This window comes from Nocardiopsis akebiae, assembly GCF_018316795.1.
In the GTDB taxonomy this organism is placed as follows: Bacteria; Actinomycetota; Actinomycetes; order Streptosporangiales; family Streptosporangiaceae; genus Nocardiopsis; species Nocardiopsis dassonvillei.
On sequence record NZ_CP074132.1, the window covers coordinates 5,784,694 to 5,804,149 of the forward strand.

At 72.0% G+C, this 19,456-nt stretch carries 14 protein-coding genes; 1 reads left to right on the forward strand and 13 read right to left on the reverse strand.

The genetic code is table 11. The features are described 5' to 3' along the window. The 9 genes from rimM to KGD83_RS24735 form a co-directional block, all read right to left on the reverse strand. Entirely contained in the window at positions 1–513 is a 513-nt protein-coding gene (gene rimM, locus KGD83_RS24695; RefSeq protein WP_212641390.1) for a ribosome maturation factor RimM, read from the reverse strand. A 136-nt stretch (positions 514–649) separates the two neighbouring features. Then, on the reverse strand, positions 650–892 hold the full coding sequence (locus KGD83_RS24700) for an RNA-binding protein (RefSeq protein ID WP_212641391.1): 243 nt from the start codon (positions 890–892) through the stop codon (positions 650–652). A 1-nt stretch (position 893) separates the two neighbouring features. Further along, positions 894–1,358, reverse strand: a complete 465-nt coding sequence (gene rpsP, locus KGD83_RS24705; protein WP_130396529.1) for a 30S ribosomal protein S16 — start codon at positions 1,356–1,358, stop codon at positions 894–896. Positions 1,359–1,760: 402 nt separating this feature from the next. Further along, positions 1,761–3,356, reverse strand: coding sequence for a signal recognition particle protein (gene ffh / locus KGD83_RS24710; RefSeq protein ID WP_212641392.1), 1,596 nt, complete (start codon positions 3,354–3,356; stop codon positions 1,761–1,763). A 162-nt stretch (positions 3,357–3,518) separates the two neighbouring features. Continuing rightward, the gene (locus KGD83_RS24715; protein ID WP_212641393.1) at positions 3,519–4,733 is read right to left on the reverse strand and encodes a LolA-like protein; all 1,215 of its coding nucleotides are present in this window, start codon (positions 4,731–4,733) and stop codon (positions 3,519–3,521) included. 400 nt (positions 4,734–5,133) lie between these two features. After that, positions 5,134–6,474: an ammonium transporter gene (locus tag KGD83_RS24720; RefSeq protein ID WP_013151278.1), complete on the reverse strand. Its 1,341-nt coding sequence runs from the start codon at positions 6,472–6,474 to the stop codon at positions 5,134–5,136. Between the two features lie 469 nt (positions 6,475–6,943). Continuing rightward, positions 6,944–8,128 carry a signal recognition particle-docking protein FtsY gene (gene ftsY, locus KGD83_RS24725; protein ID WP_212641394.1) on the reverse strand — a complete coding sequence of 395 codons (1,185 nt, stop codon included), beginning with the start codon at positions 8,126–8,128 and terminating at the stop codon, positions 6,944–6,946. Positions 8,129–8,259: 131 nt separating this feature from the next. Then, entirely contained in the window at positions 8,260–9,294 is a 1,035-nt protein-coding gene (locus KGD83_RS24730) for a FecCD family ABC transporter permease (RefSeq protein WP_212641395.1), read from the reverse strand. 1 nt (position 9,295) lies between these two features. Beyond that, positions 9,296–10,297 (reverse strand): ABC transporter substrate-binding protein, encoded by a 1,002-nt coding sequence (locus KGD83_RS24735; RefSeq protein WP_212641396.1) that lies wholly within the window; start codon positions 10,295–10,297, stop codon positions 9,296–9,298. 640 nt (positions 10,298–10,937) lie between these two features. On the opposite strand from KGD83_RS24735, the gene KGD83_RS24740 reads away from it, so the two are divergent. Next, positions 10,938–13,589 (forward strand): S8 family serine peptidase, encoded by a 2,652-nt coding sequence (locus KGD83_RS24740; protein ID WP_212641397.1) that lies wholly within the window; start codon positions 10,938–10,940, stop codon positions 13,587–13,589. 203 nt (positions 13,590–13,792) lie between these two features. Here KGD83_RS24740 and smc read toward each other — a convergent pair whose 3' ends face one another. From smc to mutM, 4 genes are all read right to left on the reverse strand, one after another. Further along, positions 13,793–17,338, reverse strand: coding sequence for a chromosome segregation protein SMC (smc, locus tag KGD83_RS24745; protein WP_212641398.1), 3,546 nt, complete (start codon positions 17,336–17,338; stop codon positions 13,793–13,795). 369 nt (positions 17,339–17,707) lie between these two features. Further along, on the reverse strand, positions 17,708–17,899 hold the full coding sequence (locus tag KGD83_RS24750) for a hypothetical protein (RefSeq protein WP_019608670.1): 192 nt from the start codon (positions 17,897–17,899) through the stop codon (positions 17,708–17,710). 355 nt (positions 17,900–18,254) lie between these two features. After that, a complete protein-coding gene (locus KGD83_RS24755; RefSeq protein WP_212641399.1) occupies positions 18,255–18,542 on the reverse strand; it encodes an acylphosphatase in 288 nt (95 codons plus the stop codon). A 59-nt stretch (positions 18,543–18,601) separates the two neighbouring features. Continuing rightward, positions 18,602–19,456: a bifunctional DNA-formamidopyrimidine glycosylase/DNA-(apurinic or apyrimidinic site) lyase gene (mutM, locus tag KGD83_RS24760; RefSeq protein WP_212641400.1), complete on the reverse strand. Its 855-nt coding sequence runs from the start codon at positions 19,454–19,456 to the stop codon at positions 18,602–18,604.

A 19,456-nucleotide genomic window follows, 5' to 3' on the forward strand; every position in this document is an offset into this window, starting at 1 on the left:
TCAGTCGGCGAGGTCGAGCAGGCCGGGCGGCGGGTCGATGACGATCCGGCCGCCGGCCACGTCCACCTCGGGGACCAGGGCCGCCACGAAGGGCACGAACACCTCCGCGCCGTCCGGGGTGGTCACCACCAGGAGGTCCTGCGCGTGGTGGAGCACGTCCGCGACCGTGCCGACCGGCTCCGCGCCGGTGGTCACCGCGGCCAGGCCGATGAGTTCGTGGTCGTGGAACTCGTCCGGGTCGTCCAGCGGCGGGATGTCCTCGGAGTCCACGAGCAGGGCGGTGCCGCGCAGCCCCTCCGCGGCGTCGCGGTCTGCCACGCCCTCGAAGCGCACGAGCAGGCGGCCGCTGTGGCGGCGCGTGGAGACGACGGTGAGCGGACCGGCCCCGGCCGGGTCGGTGTCCAGCACGGAGCCGTCGGCGAACCGGGCCGCGGGGTCGTCCGTGCGCACGTCCACGGCGACGTCGCCGCGGACTCCGTGCGCGCGGCCGATCCGGCCGACAACGAGTCGCATGGGGATTCTTCCTTCCGCCCCTAGGGGGGTGAGAAAACTGTGCCCGGGACCGGGCGCGTGCGGTGGGCACTGGCCCCGGGTCCCGGGCACGGGTGCGGGGCGCCGACCGCTGGCGGTCGGCGCCCCGAGAGGCGCGTCAGCGCACTTCGTGCAGGTCCAGCAGGTCCACGCGGACGTAGCGGCCCCCAGCCAGGGCGCCGATGACGGTCCGCAGGGACTTGGCGGTGCGGCCGTTGCGGCCGATCACCTTGCCGAGGTCGTCGGGATGGACCCGGACCTCCAGGACTTTGCCCTTGCGGAGCCTCTTGGCTCTCACCTGGACTTCGTCGGAGTTCGCAACGATCCCCTTCACGAGGTGCTCAAGCGCCTCTTCCAGCACGTCAGGCCTCGCCCTCGGACTTCTCAGTCTCGGTGGTCTCAGCGGTCTCGGCGGGCTTGTCCGCCTTGTCCGCCTTCTTCTCGGACTTGCGGCCCTTGCCCTTGCCCTCGGCGCCGGGGAGCACGAGCTCCTTCAGAGCGGCCTGGAAGGCGGCTTCCTTGGCCTCGGGGTCCTTGGCCTCGGCGACCTGGAGCGGAGCCGGGGCGGGCAGGCCCTTGAACTTCTGCCAGTCACCGCTCTTGCGCAGGAGGACCTTGACCGCGTCGGAGGGCTGAGCGCCCACGGACAGCCAGTACTGGGCCCGCTCGGAGTCGACCTCGATGAGGCTCGGGTGCTCCTTGGGGTGGTACTTGCCGATCTCCTCGATCGCCTTGCCGTCCCGCTTGGTGCGGGCGTCGGCGACGATGATGCGGTACTGGGGCGTACGGATCTTGCCCATACGCTTGAGCTTCAGTTTGACAGCCACTGGAGTGGTCTTCTCCCGATTAACGGTGTAAGGCGCCCGGCGGCGAAACCACGTGGGGTTGCGGCACCCGACGGGACAGACGTGGGTGGCGGGCTAGTTAGAGGGCTGGCCCGGCACCGTTAGTCGACTACTCATTGTGCCAGACGCGGACGTGTTCCCCGGACACGACACCGGCGACACCCGCGCACGGATCGGTGGCGGACACGGAGACGGCCCGTCCCCGGAACGTGGACGGGCCGCCCCGCCCGGTCTCCCGGGCGGCGCCAACCGCCCGCCTCCGAGGAGACGGGCACGCGGGCGGGCCCAGGGCCCGCCCGCGTCCGCGGTACGGTCGGCTGCGCCACACGCATGGTAGCGCTCGGCCACTCGGCCGACGGGCGCGAGGTCCGGTAGCGGCCGCGCCTACTTCTTGGGCAGCTTGAAGTTGGACAGGTCGGGCATGTTGGGGCCGCCGAAGCCGGGCGGGAGCGTGGGCTGGCCGCCGCCCCCCAGGCCCGGGGGCAGCTGCGGCGGCTGCTGGCCGCCCTCCTCCTGGCGGCGCTGGCGCTCGGCCGCGCGGTCGGCCTCCTGCTGGCGGGCCTTCATCGGGTTGCCGCTGCGCTGCTTGCCCTTCTTGGCCTTCTTCGCCTGTGCCTTGGCCTTCTTGCGGTTGGCGCCGCCCATGCCCGGCATCCCGGGCATACCCGGCATGCCGCCGCCGCTCTTCATCTTGCGCATCATCTTCTGCGCCTCGAAGAAGCGGGTGACCAGACCGTTGACATCGCTGACCTGGGTGCCCGAACCGTTGGCGATGCGCAGGCGGCGCGAGCCGTTGATCATCTTGGGGTTGGCGCGCTCGCCCGGGGTCATCGACTGGATGACGGCCTGGATGCGGTCCAGGTCCTTGTCGTCGATGCTGTCGATCTGCTCGCGCATCTGGCCCATGCCGGGCATCATGCCGAGCAGGTTGCCGATCGGGCCGAGCTTGCGGACCATCTGCATCTGCTGGAGGAAGTCGTCGAGCGTGAAGTCCTCGTCCGACGCCATGGTCGAGGCCATCTTCTCGACCTCGGCCTCGTCGAACGTGCGCTGGGCCTGTTCGATGAGGGTGAGGACGTCACCCATGTCCAGGATGCGCGAGGCCATCCGGTCCGGGTGGAAGAGGTCGAAGTCCTCCAGCTTCTCGCCGGTGGACGCGAACATGATGGGACGGCCGGTGATGTGGCGGATGGACAGGGCCGCGCCGCCGCGCGCGTCGCCGTCGAGCTTGGTGAGCGCGACCGCGTCGTAGCCGACCCCGTCGAGGAAGGCCTGCGCGGTGTTGACCGCGTCCTGGCCGATCATCGCGTCGACGACGAAGAGGATCTCGTCCGGGTTGACCGCGTCGCGGATGTCCGCGGCCTGCTGCATCATCTCGCTGTCCACGCCGAGACGGCCGGCGGTGTCGATGATCACCACGTTGTGGTTGTTGCGGCGGGCGTGCTCGACGGACTCGCGGGCTACCTGGACGGGGTCGCCGACGCCGTTGCCGGGCTCGGGCGCGAACACGGGGGTCCCGGCGCGCTCACCGACCACCTGGAGCTGCGTGACGGCGTTGGGGCGCTGGAGGTCGGCGGCGACCAGCAGCGGCGTGTTGCGGTCGGCGGCCAGCCACCGGGCGAGCTTGCCCGCCAGGGTGGTCTTACCGGCGCCCTGGAGGCCCGCGAGCATGATCACGGTCGGCGGGTTCTTGGCGAAGCGGATCTGCCGGGTCTCGCCGCCGAGGATCCCGACCAGTTCCTCGTTGACGATCTTGATGACCTGCTGGGCCGGGTTGAGGGCCTTGGAGACCTCCTCGCCCCGGGCGCGCTCCTTGATCCGCGCGATGAACTCGCGGACCACCGGCAGGGCGACGTCCGCCTCCAGCAGCGCGAGACGGATCTCCCGCGCGGTCGCGTTGATGTCCTCCTCGGACAGGCGCCCTTTACCGCGCAGCGAGGAGAAGACCGATGTCAGCCGGTCGGAAAGCGTCTCGAACACGAGTGTGGCCAGTCCTTCGTCTCGGAGTTGGTCTCCCAGCCTACCGGGCCGGGATCACCTCGCAGTATCACGAGGCGGGCGGGGCCGGAACACGGTCGAGGGCGGGGGCACCGCCCCCGCCCTCGACCGGCGTGCGCTCGGGGCCGCGCCCCGCGGGTACCTCTAGTCGCCCTCTTCCTCGGCCGTCTCCGACGCCTCCTCGGAGGGGGAGGCCCCGCCCGACAGCGTGGCCTCGCGCTGCTCGGCGAGGGCCGCCAGCATCTCCTCCTGCTGGCCGCCGGTCAGGCCGCGCGTGGACAGCTGGGCCTCACCGTCGATGGGGTAGGTCTGCTGGACGGAGCTGACGATGTTGTAGTCGGCGCTGCACGAGAGCTCCAGCGTGCCGCCCGCCGCCAGGGTGCCGCTGTCCTCGCAGTTCTGTTCGCCGATGTCGGCGTTGCTGAAGGTGACGTCCATGCTCACGGCCACCTCGCCGCTGCCGTCGCCGCCCGCGTCGCGCACGGTCCCGGTCCAGGTGCAGTTGGGGCCGTCCTCGCACGTCATGGAGGGGCTGCCCTCCCAGCCGACCTCGATGCGGGCGTCCCGGGAGGAGGTCAGCTCCTCCTCGGTGGCGGTGGTGACGCCGTCGTAGAGCTCCTCGACGGCGGCGGTCTCGGCCTCGGCCAGGTCCAGGCGGACCTGGGGTCCGGTCTCGGCCTCCTCGGGGACGAGCTCCTCGATGGCGATGCGCTGGATCTGGCTGGTCTCGGCGTTGATCCAGACCTGGTTGCGCTCGCCCGCCAGGTCGATCCGGTAGGTGAGCGTGCCGTCCAGGTTCTCCTCGACGGCCTCCTCCGAGTCCAGCTCGATGCCGCCCAGGATGGCGGAGAGCTCAGGCGGGGCCAGGGAGGCGCTCGGGTTGAACCCGGCCTGGGCCGAGGAGGCCCGCACCCAGTTCCCGTCGAAGTCGTCGAAGTCGGGGCTGAAGACGCCCTGGTCGAGCCAGAAGTCCTCCGCGGCGCGCAGGAACATCCTGCCCTCCGCGCTGATCAGCTCGGCCTCGATGCCGTTGGCGCGGACGGTGCCGCTGGCCGTGCCGCTGTCGGCGACGGTCAGCGAGGCGTCGCGCACGTCGGCGGAGCCGACGCTCTCGGCCACCTGCCCGGTGGCGGTGAGCGCCGGGTAGGCGGCCAGGTCGGCCAGGGCCTGCTCCATCAGCGGTGCCGCGGCCACCGGCTCGGCGGCCTCCGGGCTGGGCTCCTCCTCGCCGCCGCCCCCGGGGCGCAGGTGGCTGAGGTCGATGGAGCAGCCGGACAAGCCGAGGGCGACGACCGCGCCCGCGGCGGCGAGGGCCACGCGCCCGCCTCTGCGACCCGTGATGTGACTAACCGGCGCCATCTTGCCTCCTGACCCCGACATGTGGGGCACTGTACGAATCAGCATGGTTTCCGGGTGGACGGCGGGGTGGACGCACCGCTCCCCGACCCGTTCCTGGTGTGGGATGCGAATGCGCGGCTCCCGGTTGTGCCGCGTGCCCCTTGTTCGGGGGAGCCGGGAACGGGGCCGCCCGCGTGGCGGAGCCGTCGGTCGGGCGCCGTGCGCCCGGGCTCTACCGCCGTACCGCTCAGAGGGTACCGAACGGATACACAGGCCACAGCCAATACGGTGCCAGAAATGCTCATATATGACATGAAAAGTGGCTGAGCACACGAACGGGGCTGACGGAGATCTCTCTCCGTCAGCCCCTGGACACCTCGCCGGGTCAGTGGCGCAAGGCCCGCGGCCTCGACGCTGAGGTCTAGGCCTTGGCCTTCGGCGAGGCCGTCTCCCCGCCCGGAGGCGTCGGCAGGGAGACCGCTTCCGTCGCGTCCTCGAGCTCGTCGAGTTCGTCGAAGGCGTAGGCGGACTCGGCGTGCAGCTCGTGGTCGAGCCCGTTGGTCTCCACCTCCTCGGGGATGCGGAACCCGATGACGAGGTGGATGACCTTGGCGATGACCCAGGTGACGGCGAAGGAGTAGAGCATGACGCCGATCACGGCGATGGTCTGGACGGCCAGCAGGCCGATGCCGCCGCCGTAGAGCAGGCCGTCGGAGCCGCCCGCCACACCCGCGGCGACGAGGCCGAGGATCAGGGAGCCGACGATGCCGCCGACCATGTGGATGCCCACCACGTCGAGCGCGTCGTCGTACTTGAACTTGAACTTCCAGCTGATGGCGTAGGCGCAGACCGCACCGGAGAGCAGACCGACGGCGATCGCGCCGAGCGGCGTGACGTTGGCGGCGGCCGGGGTGATGGCGACCAGGCCCGCGACGGCGCCGGAGGCGAAGCCCAGCGCGCTGACCTTGCCGTAGCGGAAGCGCTCGACGAGCATCCAGGCGCCGGTGGCGGCGGCGGTGGCGACCTGGGTGTTGACAAGTGCCAGGGCGGCGGTGCCGTCGGCGGCGTAGGCCGAGCCCGCGTTGAAGCCGAACCAGCCGAACCACAGGAGCGCGGTGCCCAGCAGGACGAACGGCAGGTTGTGGGGGCGCATCGACTCCGAGCCGAAGCCCTTGCGGCGGCCCAGGACGAAGGTCAGGGCCAGCGCGGCGGCGCCGGCGTTGATGTGCACCGCGGTGCCGCCCGCGAAGTCGATGACCGTGTAGCCGCCGATCTCGAGCTGCTCGATCCAGCCCTCGCCCCAGACCCAGTGGGCGACGGGGAAGTAGACCAGGAGCGCCCAGACCGGGACGAACAGCAGCCAGGCGCCGAACTTGGCTCGGTCGGCGATGGCGCCGCTGATGAGGGCCACGGTGATGACCGCGAACATCATCTGGAACCCGGCGTCGACCAGCAGCGGGTAGCCGCCGGTGCCGTCCTCGGCCGCGGGCTCGATCTCGCCGATCAGGTTGGACAGTCCCACGTAGTCCAGACCGCCGATGAAGGTGTCGAGCGCCCCGGGCCCGTCGGAGTAGGTGAGCGAGTGGCCGATGACGACCCAGAGCACGCTCACGACCGCGATGCTCGCGAAGCTCATCAGCATCATGTTGAGGACGCTCTTGGCCCGTGACATGCCTCCGTAGAAGAAGGCCAGGCCCGGGGTCATGAGCATCACGAGGGCTGCGCTGATCAGCAGCCACGCCGTGTTGCCGGAGTCAATCATTGCGTCGCCTCCATAGGACGGAAGGGGGATTGTGTCTGTGAGGGCGGCGGTCAGCGAGCGCATCATCGGGCCCGATGCAGAACACCACGCAGGCAACTGTCGGACCGGGGTGTTTCTCGCCTGGACCCGATGTGTTGCGCGCCGGTAAAAGGACAGACGGCAGTGTTAAGGCGTCATGAACCGAAGACGCAGTCCGCGCGAACGCACGTGCACCGGCACAGAGCGACCCCGTCACACCACCGGAGAGCGATCCCGCGGTCGCGAAAGGTGACATCTCACGGGATCGGCGCGGGCGCGGTCAGGTACCGGTGCCCGCGTGTTGCACCGGGGTTTCCGTCACGTGTCGTGCGTCACACTCGCGTTCCGGCCGCCGGAGGGCCGGTCGCGAGAGGAGCGGACACCGGGAAGCCGGACACGAAAAGGCCGGACACCCGTGCGGATGTCCGGCCGTGCTTCGTCGGGTCCCCCGTCACTCCGTGGACAGGATCGCGTCCACGAAGACCTCGGGATCGAAGGGGGCCAGGTCATCGGGGCCCTCGCCGAGCCCGACGAGCTTGACCGGCACGCCCAGCTCGCGCTGGACCTGCACGATGATGCCGCCCTTGGCGGTCCCGTCGAGCTTGGTCAGGGCGATGCCGGTGACGTTGACGACCTCGCCGAACACCCGGGCCTGGCGCAGGCCGTTCTGCCCGGTGGTGGCGTCCAGGACGAGCAGGACCTCGTCCACCTGGGACTTCTTCTCCACGACCCGCTTGACCTTGCCCAGCTCGTCCATGAGCCCGGTCTTGGTGTGCAGGCGTCCGGCGGTGTCGATGATGACGGTGTCGGCGCCCTCCTCGACGCCCCGCGCCACGGCGTCGAAGGCCACGCTGGCGGGGTCGGCGCCCTCCTCCTTGCGCACGACCGGGGCGCCCACGCGGCTGCCCCAGGTCTCCAACTGCTCGGTGGCGGCGGCGCGGAAGGTGTCGGCGGCGCCGAGCACGACGCTGCGGCCGTCGCCGACCAGGACGCGGGCCAGCTTGCCCGTGGTGGTGGTCTTGCCGGTGCCGTTGACCCCGACGACCATGACCACGCCCGGGCGCCCGCCGTGCGGGCCGGTGTGCACGGCGCGGTCGGCCCCGGTGGTGATCTGGGCGAGCAGCTCCTCGCGCAGCAGCGCCCGCACCTCCTCCGTGCCGCGGGTGCCCAGGACCTTGACCCGGGTGCGCAGGTTCTCCACGATCTGCGCGGCGGAGGCCACGCCGATGTCGGCGGTGATGAGGGTGTCCTCGATCTCCTCCCAGGTGTCCTCGTCCAGCGAGTCGGAGGACAGGAGGTTGAGCAGGCCCTTGCCGAAGGCGTTCTGCGAGCGGGCCAGGCGCGCGCGCAGGCGGACCATGCGCCCGGCCGAGGGCGGCGGGGTCTCCAGCTCCGGAGGGGCGGGCTCGACGGTCTCCCGCACGGGCGGGGGCGCCTGGGCGGGGGGCGTGCTGACGGTCCCCGAGTCCCGTTCCCGGTCCTCCACGGCGGTGGCCCCGGCGCCGCCGCCGGTGGGTTCGGGTTCGGTCTCGTCCTTGCCCGGTTCGACCGAGCGCCGGGTCGTGACCAGGAAGAACCCACCGGCGGCCAGGAGCACGACGGCGATGATGATGGCGACGAGCAAGGTGATGTCCATAGCACCTTCCAGTGTTCCAGAGTGTGCGACGCGTTCGCGTCACGGCCGGGTGGCGCGCCGGGAACGAAGCGGGTACCAGTGGACCCCCTCCCCTTCCCGGACGCCCCGGAACCACCGGTGACAGCGGGGTCTCAGGTGCCGCGGTGGCGCGTGGTGCGCAGGATGAGCACGAAGAAGGGCGCGCCGAGGAAGGCGGTGACCACGCCGATGGGCAGTTCCGCGGGGGCGATGAGGGTCCGGGCGACGATGTCCACCAGGACGAGGAAGGCGCCGCCGAGGAGCACGGTGACCGGCAGGATCGCCCGGTAGTTGGAGCCCACCAGGCGGCGCACGACGTGCGGGACGACGATCCCCACGAAGCCGATCAGGCCGCTCACCGACACCGCGGCGGCCGTGGCCAGGGAGGCGGCGCTGATCACCACGATGCGCACGGCGGCCGGGTTCAGCCCCAGGCTGACCGCCTTGTCGTCGCCCAGGGCGAGCATGTCCAGCAGGTAGCCGCTGGCCAGCAGGACGACCAGCCCGACCACCGCGTACGGGGCGACCAGCCGCACGTCGTCCCAGCCGCCCCTGCCGAGTCCGCCGAGCAGCCAGGCGAAGATGCGCTGGAGTTCGTCCACGCCCATCTGCTGGACGAGGGTCTGGGCGGCGGACAGGAACGAGGAGACGGCCACGCCCGCCAGGACGAGCGCGGCGGTGCCGCCCCCGCCCGCGGTGGACCCGAGCAGGTAGGCGGCGGCCACGCCGAGCAGGGCGCCCGCGAACGCGGCGACCGGGACCAGGGCGCGCGGGGAGTCGCTGAACTGCGCGCCGAAGACGATGACCGTCGTCGCGCCGAGCCCTGCCCCGGCGGCGGCGCCGAGGAGGTAGGGGTCGGCCAGCGGGTTGCGGAACACGCCCTGGTAGGCGCCGCCCGCGGTGGCCAGGAGGGCGCCGACGAGCGCGCCCATCACCACGCGCGGTAGGCGCAGCTCCACCAGGACGGCCGCCTCCCGTTCGGTGAGGGGGGACCGCGTGCCGAACGGCAGGAGGCTGATCAGGTGCCGGGCGATGTCGGCCGAGGAGAGGGAGGCCGCTCCGGCGGAGACGCCGAGCAGGGCCGCCGCGAGCAGCACGGCCAGCCCGCCCGCGACCCACCCCAGCGGAGGGCCGGCACCGCCCCGCACGTCAGTCCGCCGCGTTCTCGGTGACGGCCCGGCCGACCAGCTCGGCGAACTCGACCACGCGCGGCCCCCAGCGGGAGGCGATGTCGGCGTCGAGCAGGTAGACGGCGTCGTTCTCCACCGCGGTGACGGTGTCGAAGGCCGGGCGCCCGGCCACGTCGGCGACCGTCGACTCGTCCCCGTAGGACAGGAAGATCAGGTCCGGGTTCTGCTCCACGACGTACTCCTGGGACAGCTGCGGGTAGCCGCGCGCGGCCCCGTCGGCGTCGGCCGCGTCGGCGATGTTGACCAGGCCGAAGGACGCGTAGACCTGGCCGACGAAGGTGTCGGAGGTGGCGGAGTAGGAGGTCTCGTCGAGTTCCTGGTAGAAGGACAGGCCGGCGTCGCCGGTCTCCTCGCACACGTCCTCGACGATCGCGTTGAACTCGTCCTCGACCCGGGTGGCCTCGGCGTCGGCCTCCTCGGTGTGGCCGGTGACGTCGCCGAGCATGCGGATCTGGGCGTAGGTGTCCTCCAGGTCCTGGGCGGCGTCCAGGACCAGCGACGGGACGCCGACGTCCTCCAGCTGGCCGGCGGTCGCCTCGGCGCTGCGGGCGAGCAGGACCAGGTCGGGGTCGTACTCGGTGATGGCCTCCACGCTGGGCTCGAAGCCGCTCAGCGAGGTGGTGGGGGCCTCCTCCGGGTAGTCGGAGTACTCGTCGGCGGCCTCGACCCGGTCGCCCGCGCCGATGGCGAAGAGCATCTCGGTGTGGCTGGCCGACAGGGAGACGATCCGCTCGGGGGCCTCCTCGACGGTGACCTCGCCGGTGGCGTCGGTGACGGTGACGGGGAAGGTGCCGTCGCCCACGGACAGGCGCTCGGGGTCGGGCTCCGGGGGGCCGCAGGGGACGGAGGCGGCCTCGGTGGCGGGCTCGGCGTCGGGCTCGCCGCCGTCCTGTGCACCGCAGGCGGTCAGGGCGAGCACGGCGCCGAGAAGGACGGGGGAAAGGTGGCGTGCGGTCCGCACGGTGCTCCTTGTCGGGCGGGGGGAAGGAGCTGCGCGGTCCCGACGGAGGCGGCCTGTCCTTCCCACGAGGACGGGGACGTCGGTGCCGGGGAGGCGACCTGGCTCGTCCCCCGAGGGGGCCTCACAGTTGCGGGACAGCGCCGGGTTGGACGGCCGGTTGTGGCCGCGCTACCGGACTTCGCTCCCTCGACACCGGTCGGGCCGCCCGTAGGCGGCCCGGAACCCCCAGCGTACTCGGCCCGCCGCGCACCCCCGCGGGCGCCCCGGAGGCTACTCTGGCCTGCGCTTTCTCCGGCGGGGTCGCGCTCCTTCGCGGCGGGGAGGCCGGGAGGTCGCCGCGCGGGGACAGGCCATCCCCTTTCGCGTCTTTTATTTCTTTCGCGAAAAAAGAGAAGAATGACCGTTTTGATTATGTCTGTAAAGCAGAGGTGTGGTTCAGTCCCCTGTGTGTCCAGATTGAGCCTTGGTGAGCATTGACACTTTCATGGCGCACGGCAATGATCTCGTTGCTATGCGCGCCGATTAACCGATGACGGACATTAAGCGGCGTATCCCCCTGAGCACCACAGTCGTACCCAGTGGGGTACCCCCGCTCCCCCGGTGTCCTGAGGCGCGCACCGAGAAGGGATGTGTTGACAAGGTGGTACCCCACCGCACGCGCCTGGCGTCGCTCGCCGGGTTGACACTCGTCGCGGGCCTGGTCGCGGCCGCACCGGCCAGCGCCGACGACGCCTCCGAGCTCGCCCCCCTGCACCCCGCCCCCTCCGCCGAGAACGGCGAACCGACCCACCAGGCGGACGGCCTGTGGTTCATCGAACTGGAGAGCCCTCCGACCACCGCCGGCACCTCCTCGGCACAGGTCGAGAACGAGCACGAGGCGTTCCGCGCCGAGGCCGAGGAGACAGGCCTGGAGTACACCGAACGGCACTCGTTCGGCGACCTCTGGAACGGCTTCTCCGTGGAGATGGACGACGCGCAGGTGGGCACGGCACGGGAGATCCCCGGTGTCAGCGCCGTCTACCCCGTCGTCACCTACGAGGTCCCCGAGGGCGACGCCGACGTCCCCGACCTGGACACCGCGCTGCCGATGACCGGGGCCGACATCGCCCAGAACGAACTCGGCCTCACCGGCGAGGGACTGCGCGTGGCAGTCATGGACACCGGAGTCGACTACACCCACCCCGACCTCGGCGGCGGCGGCTTCCCGAACGACCGGGTGGTCACCGGGTACGACTTCGTCGGCGACGACTTCAACGCGGGCGACCCCACCACCGTGCCCGCTCCCGACGACGACCCCCAGGACTGCCACGGCCACGGCACCCACGTGGCCGGGATCGTCGGCGCCCGGGGCGAGGTCACCGGTGTGGCGCCCGGCGTGGACTTCGGCGCCTACAAGGTGTTCGGCTGCGAGGGCTCCACCACCTCCGACATCATGATCGCCGCCATGGAGCGGGCCCTGGCCGACGACATGGACGTGCTCAACATGAGCATCGGCTCGGCGCACTCCTGGCCGCAGTACCCCACCGCGGTCGCCTCCGACAACCTCGTCGACGAGGGCATGGTCGTGGTCGCCTCCATCGGCAACGAGGGCGACACCGGCCTGTACTCCGCGGGCGCCCCCGGTCTGGGCGAGGACGTGATCGGCGTCGCCTCCTACGACAACACCCACATCCGGTCCGCGTCGGCGACCGCCAACCCCAGCGGCGAGACCCTGGCCTACATGGAGATGGGCGAGGCCTCCCCGCCGCCCGCCTCGGGCGAGACCGACGAACTCGTCCACGTCGGACGGGGCTGCCCGTCCCTGGGCGACGAACTGGAGGCCGACCCCGAGGGCGGAACGGCCCTGATGGTGCGCGGCGCGTGCACCTTCGCCGAGAAGTACGACGCCGCCGTGGCCGCTGGCGCCACCGGCGTGGTGATGTACAACAACGTCCCCGGCATGTTCGCGGGCAGCGGCATCGTCGACCAGGGCGCGTTCTCCATCGGGATCTCCGACACCTCCGGTGCCCACCTGCTGGAACTCCTGGAGGGCGACGAGCCCGTCACCCTGTCCTGGACCGGTGAGAGCACCACCATCCCCAACCCGACAGGCGGGCTGATCAGCTCCTTCAGCTCCTTCGGCCTGTCCCCCGACCTGGCCCTGAAGCCGGACATCGGCGCGCCCGGCGGCCTGATCAACTCCACCTACCCCATGGCCAAGGGCGGCTACGCCACCATCAGCGGCACCTCGATGTCCTCGCCGCACGTGGCCGGCGGCGTCGCGCTGCTGCTGGAAGCCCGCCCCGGCCTCGGCGCGCACGAGGTGCGCGACGTCCTCCAGAACAGCGCCGACCCCAAGGCCTGGTGGGGCGACCCCGACGCGGGCTACACCGACAACGTCCACCGCCAGGGCGCGGGCATGATGGACGTGCCCGGCGCCGTGCTGGCCACCACCGCCGTGACCCCGGGCAAGCTGTCCCTGGGCGCCACCGGGGGCGAGGTGACCGAGACGATCACCATCGCCAACGACGGTGACGAGGAGGCCACCTACACCCTGGAGCACGAGAGCGCCCTGGGCACCCACGGCAACACCTTCACCCCCGGTTACAACGACGCCTCCGCCCAGGTGGCCTTCGACCGGGACGAGGTGACCGTCGCCCCGGGCGGCACGGCCGAGGTGCTGGTGACCTTCACCCCGCCCGCCCAGGACTTCGCCCAGATGATCTACGGCGGCTACGTCTCCGTGGCCGAGACCGGCGGCGAGACCTACCGCGTCCCCTACGCCGCCTACAACGGCGACTACCAGCAGATCGAGGCGATGACCCCGATCACCGACGGCAGCGGCAACGTGCTCGAACTGCCGTGGCTGACCAAGATCACCGAGTGCGGCGCGTTCTCCGGCCTGGAGTGCGTGGGCGAGGGCGGCGGCACGTTCGAGAACCAGCCCGACGGCGCCGCCTACACCTTGGAGTGGGTCGACGGCCTGCCCGACGTGCCGTACGTCATCGCGCACTTCGACCACCACGTCACGCTGCTGGAGATGACCGTAGTCGACGAGCGCACGGGACGCCCCGTGCACCCGGACCGCAACGTCGGGGTGTCGGTGGACCACGTGAACCGCAGCGCGACCGGGACGTCGTTCTTCAGCTACGCGTGGGACGGCACGGTCCTGGACCGCCACGACCGGATCACCCCGGTCCGGGACGGCCAGTACCGTCTGGAGGCCCGCGCGCTCAAGGCGCTCGGTGACCCGGACGACCCCGACCACTGGGAGACCTGGACCTCCCCGGTCATCACCATCGACCGCGGCTAGCAGCGCCCCTTCGGGCGCCCGGAGAGCGGGAACCTTCGGCGCTTCCGGTGAGACGGCTCGTTCCTCGCGGCCTCACCTCCAGCACCTCCAGAACCCCGCGGGCGCCCGAACCGAACCCCGTCGGCCGGGCCGGACTCCGGCCGCGGACTGGGGTGTGCTCAAAGGGCCGCTCTCCCCTCAGGGAGGGCGGCCCCGGCCGTGCGTCAGGCGGGGCGCTCCAGCTTCTGGCTGATCACCTGGGAGATGCCGTCACCCTGCATCGTCACGCCGTACAGCGCGTCGGCCGCCTCCATGGTGCGCTTCTGGTGGGTGATCACGATCAGCTGCGAGGCGGCCCGCAGTTCCTCGAAGATCACCAGCAGGCGCTGGAGGTTGGTGTCGTCCAGAGCAGCCTCGACCTCGTCCATCACGTAGAACGGGGACGGCCGGGCCTTGAAGATGGCGGCCAGGAAGGCCACCGCCGTCAGGGAGCGCTCGCCGCCGGAGAGCAGCGACAGGCGCTTGACCTTCTTGCCGGGCGGACGGGCCTCCACCTCCACACCGGTGGTCAGCATGTCCTCGGGCGAGGTGAGCAGCAGCCGCCCCTCGCCCCCGGGGAAGAGCCGCCCGAAGATCGCCGCGAACTCCCGCTCCACGTCCAGGTAGGCGGAGGAGAACACCTCCTGCACCCGGGCGTCGACCTCCTGGACGATGTCCATCAGGTCCCGGCGGGTCTTCTTGAGGTCCTCCAGCTGGGCGTTGAGGAAGGCGTGCCGCTCCTCCAGCGCCGCGAACTCCTCCAGCGCGAGCGGGTTGATCTTGCCCAGCTGGTTGAGCTGGCGCTCGGCGGCCTTGGCACGCTTGGCCTGCACCTCGCGCACGTACGGCAGCGGGACCGCGTCCTCCTCGGCGTCGCCCGGAGGGGGCACGGGCACGGTCGGCCCGTACTCGGCGACGAGGGTGGGCACGTCGACGCCCATCTCCTCGCTCGCCCTGACCTCAAGCTGCTCCAGGCGCAGGCGTCGCTCGGCCCGGGCCACCTCGCCGCTGTGCGCCGAGCTGGTCAGCTTCTCCAGGTCGACGGACAGCTCGCGGACGCGGGCGCGCACGGTCCGCAGCTCGGCGTCGCGCGCCTCCTTGTCCGCCTCGGCGGCGGTACGCTCGGCCTCGGCCGCGGCCAGGGACACCGCGATCCGCTCCAGGGCCAGGCGGGCGCCCTCGGCTGCGGCCTCGGCGATGGTGGCCTGCGCGGCGCGGGTGCGACGGCGCTCGGCAGCGCGCTCCATGGCACGGCGCTCCTCGAAGGCCTGGGCGCGCAGCTGCTCGGCGCGGCCCTCGATCGAACGGGCGCGCTCCTCGGCGGTGCGCACCGACAGGCGGCGCTCCATCTCCGTGGCTCGGGCCCGCGAGGCCTGGGCGGCGAGCTCGTCGCGGGTCTCGGGGTCCGGCGCGTCCTCCTCGATGGAGGCGGCCACCTCCTCGGCCTCGGCCAGCTCCTCCTCCAGCCGCTCCAGCTTGGCGGCCTCCTCGCCGCGCGCGGCGGCGGCCTTGGCGGCGGCGGCCGCGTACCGCTCGGACTCGGCCTCGGCGGAACGGGCCTGCCCGCCCAGCTTGCCCAGCCGCTGCGCGGACTCGTTGCGCCTGCGGTCGCCCTGGCGGCGGCGCGCGGTCAGCTCCTCGACCTCGGCCGCCAGGTCGGCGCGCTCGCGCCTGCGCTCCTCCAGTTCGGCGGCGATCCGCCCGGCGGCCTCGGTGGCCGTCTCCAGCCTTCCGGCCGCCTCGTCCACGGCCGCCTGGACCTCCAGCAGGCTCGGCGCGGCGGCCGAACCGCCGTGCACCAGCGCGGCGGAGAACACGTCCCCCTCGGGGGTGACGGCGCGCACGCCGGGGACCTTGCGGACCAGGTCGCGGGCGGCGCGGGCGTCGGCCGCCAGCGCGGTGCGGTCCAGCAGGGCGGTGACCGCTCCGGCCAGGTGTTCGGGGGCCACCACGGCGTCGAGGGCGTAGCGGGCCCCGGAGGGCAGCGCGGGCCAGTCCCCCCGGGGCACGGAGGGAACGGCCTGGGCGATGACGATCCCGGCGCGGCCCGCGTCCTCGGACCGGAGCAGGTCGAGCGCGGCCACGGCGGTGTCGGGGTCGCCGACCGCGACCGCTCCGGCGGCCGTGCCGAAGGCCGCGGCCACGGCCGTCTCCTGGCCGGACTCGACCTGGACGAGGGCGGCGAGGCTGCCGAGCATCCCCGGCAGGTCGGCGCCCAGGAGGGTGTCGGCGCCGTCCTTGTGCGCCAGCCCCAGCTCCAGGGCCTCCTTGCGCGCGGCGAGCGCGGCCCGCTCCCCCTCGGCGGTGCGCTCGGCGTCGCGCAGCCGGTTGATCCCGGCGTCGGCCTCGGAGAGGCGGCGGGCCGCCTCCTCCTGGGCGGCGTCGAGCTCGGCGTCGCCCTCGTCCAGACCGGCGGCCTCCTCGGCGGCCGTCTCGTACTCGGCCTGGGCCCGCTCCGCGCGTTCGGCGGCCTGGCGGGCGGACTCCTCCAGCCGGGTGATCTCGTCCCCGTTCGAGGCGAGTCGGCCGCGCAGGCTCTCCACCCGCGCGGACAGCCGCACGAGGCCCTCCCTGCGCTCGGCGGAGGCGCGGTTGGCGGCCTCCAGCCGCTTCTCCTCGCGGTGCAGGGCGTCCTCGGCGGCGGAGCGCTCGGTGACGGTGGCCTCCAAGGCCTCCCGGGCCTCCTCCAGCCGGGTGAGCAGCTCCTCCTCCTGGGCGGCGGCCTCCTCGGCCTCCATCTCCAGTTCCTCGGGGTCACGGCGGTGGACGGGCTCGTCGGAGACGGAGGCCAGGTTGCGGTGGCGCTCGTTGGCCAGACCGCGCACGGCGTCCAGGCGCTCGGTCAGGCGGGACAGCGCGTGGTAGGTCTCCAGGGCGCGGGCCAGGGCGGGCGCGGCCTCGGCGGCCTGCGCCTCCAGCTCGGTCTCGCGCTCCTGGGTCTGGGCGAGGGCGGCCTCGGCGGCCCCGCGGCGGGCGAGGACCTCCTTCTCGTCCGCCTCCTCCTTGGCCAACTGGCCGGTGAGGGTGACGATGTCGTCGGCGAGCAGGCGCAGGCGGGCGTCGCGCAGGTCGGCCTGGATGACGGCGGCCCTGCGGGCCAGCTCCGCCTGGCGGCCCAGGGGCTTGAGCTGGCGGCGCAGCTCCGCGGTGAGGTCGGTGACCCGGTCCAGGTTGCCCTGCATCGCGTTGAGCTTGCGGATCGCCTTCTCTTTGCGCTTGCGGTGCTTGAGGATGCCCGCGGCCTCCTCGATGAGGGCGCGGCGCTCCTCGGGACCGGCGTGCAGGACGGTGTCCAGCTGCCCCTGGCCGACGATGACGTGCATCTCACGGCCGATGCCGGAGTCGCTGAGCAGGTCCTGGATGTCCAGGAGGCGGCAGGTGTCGCCGTTGATGGCGTACTCCGAGCCGCCGTTGCGGAACATGGTCCGCCGGATGGTGACCTCGGTGTAGTCGATGGGCAGCGCACCGTCGGTGTTGTCGATGGTGAGGCTGACCTCGGCGCGGCCCAGCGCCTGGCGGGTGGAGGTGCCCGCGAAGATGACGTCCTCCATCTTGCCGCCGCGCAGGGACTTGGCCCCCTGCTCCCCCATCACCCAGGACAGGGCGTCCACCACGTTGGACTTGCCCGAGCCGTTGGGACCGACCACACAGGTGATCCCGGGCTCGAAACGCAAGGTGGTGGCCGACGCGAACGACTTGAAGCCGCGCAGCGTCAGATTCTTCAGGTACACCCACACCTCCCACGACGGTCACCGTTGATACACAGCGCGACCACCTAAGGGTGCCACGAAGCGGTGACCTGAGGGCGGGGTTCTGCCTGGTGTCCCCGAGCGGACGGCCTTGGGACCCGCGCCCGGGCGGGAAAGGAGGGGGATGTCCGGCGGACACGGAGGGTTGTGGAAGGGCCCGCCGGGTACAACGGTAAAAAGAGCCGCAAGGGAAAGGAAAGTCTGCGGCGGAGCGGACTGGGGACAGCGGACCCGGTCCGTCGACGGTCCCGGCCAGGGACGCCTGACTCGTGTGTTCGGCGTCCCCGTCAGTGGGTCGACCACATCGGAAAGAGCAGCTCTGGCTGCGCCCGAAACGTCGACGGCGTCAGGTCAGGCGAGCGCCGGCTCGCGGTCGGTCGCGCCGGAGGCGGCATCGGTGACGGCCATGCTGAGCTGGTCGTTCTGTGCCTGGAGACGGCTGATCTCGTCCTCGAGGTCGCGTACCCGGTTCTGGAGCCGCCGCACCTCCGAGACCATCCGAGGGTCGGAGACGCCGACGTGGCCAAACAGAGCCTTCGCCATGATGTGGGTCCTCCACACTGAGTGACCAGTGATGATCCGCGCACGTGATGTCCCGTGGAAAGCCGACCGATGGTGGTCCGGCCCGGGTGGAAGATCTGCGCGATGTGTCTTCCAGAGTCTCACTGTGCGAGTCGCTGGTCAAGATTGGATTACGACAGTCCGTAACGGCCACGCCCCGGACAGGTATCCCGGGCAGGTGGCAGCGCACGATCCGAACACGGCTACCCCGGTCCGGCCGGAACGCGCGGAACGGCCGCACGATGGTCGCCTCACACCCCGCGAGACCCCGCCGCGAGCCCCTGGGGACCGCCGCGGTCGCGCGGTGTGCTCGAATCGCGTTACCCCACAAGCATACTCACCGTTCGTCGAATCCGGTGAACGTCCCCCCAGACGAGGACCAACGTTCGACCACGGAGTCCACACGACCGGGTGTTGCACCGCCCCGGAGATGGCCAAGAAGCCGCTCGCACGCGCCCCTGGGCCCCTCGGCGACCACCTCGACGCGGCCGTCCCGGAGGTTCGTCGCCGCCCCGACCAGGCCCAGCTCCAGCGCCTTGGAACGCGTCCACCAGCGGAAACCCACGCCCTGCACGTGCCCGCGCACCCACGCGGTCACCCGGACTGCCTCGACCTCGTCCCCCACGGACGGACTCCTTACTTACCTGGCAGACATACTTTGCTTGCCGACACGCCAAGGGGGCCTTATTTCCGGCCTCGGGGCGCCCTCTGGCAGGTCGGACAGCTGTAGGAGGAGCGGTTCATGAACGCCTCGCGCACGATGAGGGCTCCGCACCGCCCGCACGGGCGGTCGCGGCGGCCGTAGGCGTTGAGCCCGCGCTCGAAGTAGCCGCTCTCGCCGTTGACGTTGACGTAGAGGCCGTCGAAGGTGGTGCCGCCCACCTCCAGGGCCTCGTTCATCACCTGGCCCACGTGACCCAGCAGCTCCACCGCCTCGGCGTCGGACAGCCCCCGCGTGGAGCGCGCCCAGTGCAGCCTGGACCGCCACAGCGCCTCGTCGGCGTAGATGTTGCCCACCCCGCTGATCAGCGACTGGTCCAGCAGAGCCCGTTTGACCTCGGTGCGCCGGGCCCGCAGCGCCCGCACGAAGTCCTCGGCGACGAAGTCGGGGTCCAGCGGGTCCAGGGCGATGTGGTCCACCGACGAGGGCACGTCCTCGCGCGCCCCGGGCACGTCCACCATCAGGTGGCCGAAGGTGCGCTGGTCGACGAAGCGCAGCTCGGTGCCGTCCGACAGGGGCAGGCGCACCCGCAGGTGCCTCTCGTCGGCCTTGCCCTCGGGCTGGACCAGCATCTGCCCGCTCATGCCCAGGTGGGTGAGGAGCATCTCGCCGCTGTCCAGGACGAGCCACAGGTACTTGCCGCGGCGCCGCGCGGCGGTGGGCACGCGGCCCGACAGGCGGGCGGCGAAGTCGGCGGGGCCGGGCAGGTAGCGGCGCACCGCGCGGGGATGCAGGACCTCGACGGCGCCGATGGTGCGGCCCAGGGCGTGTTCGGCCAGGCCTCGCCGGACGACCTCGACCTCGGGGAGTTCGGGCAC

Bases quoted from the DNA above. Each gene is read 5' to 3' on its own strand.
- rimM (WP_212641390.1), bottom strand. From the start codon at position 513: ATGCGACTCGTTGTCGGCCGGATCGGCCGCGCGCACGGAGTCCGCGGC.
- KGD83_RS24715 (WP_212641393.1), bottom strand. From the start codon at position 4,733: ATGGCGCCGGTTAGTCACATCACGGGTCGCAGAGGCGGGCGCGTGGCC.
- KGD83_RS24720 (WP_013151278.1), bottom strand. From the start codon at position 6,474: ATGATTGACTCCGGCAACACGGCGTGGCTGCTGATCAGCGCAGCCCTC.
- ftsY (WP_212641394.1), bottom strand. From the start codon at position 8,128: ATGGACATCACCTTGCTCGTCGCCATCATCATCGCCGTCGTGCTCCTG.
- KGD83_RS24750 (WP_019608670.1), bottom strand. From the start codon at position 17,899: ATGGCGAAGGCTCTGTTTGGCCACGTCGGCGTCTCCGACCCTCGGATG.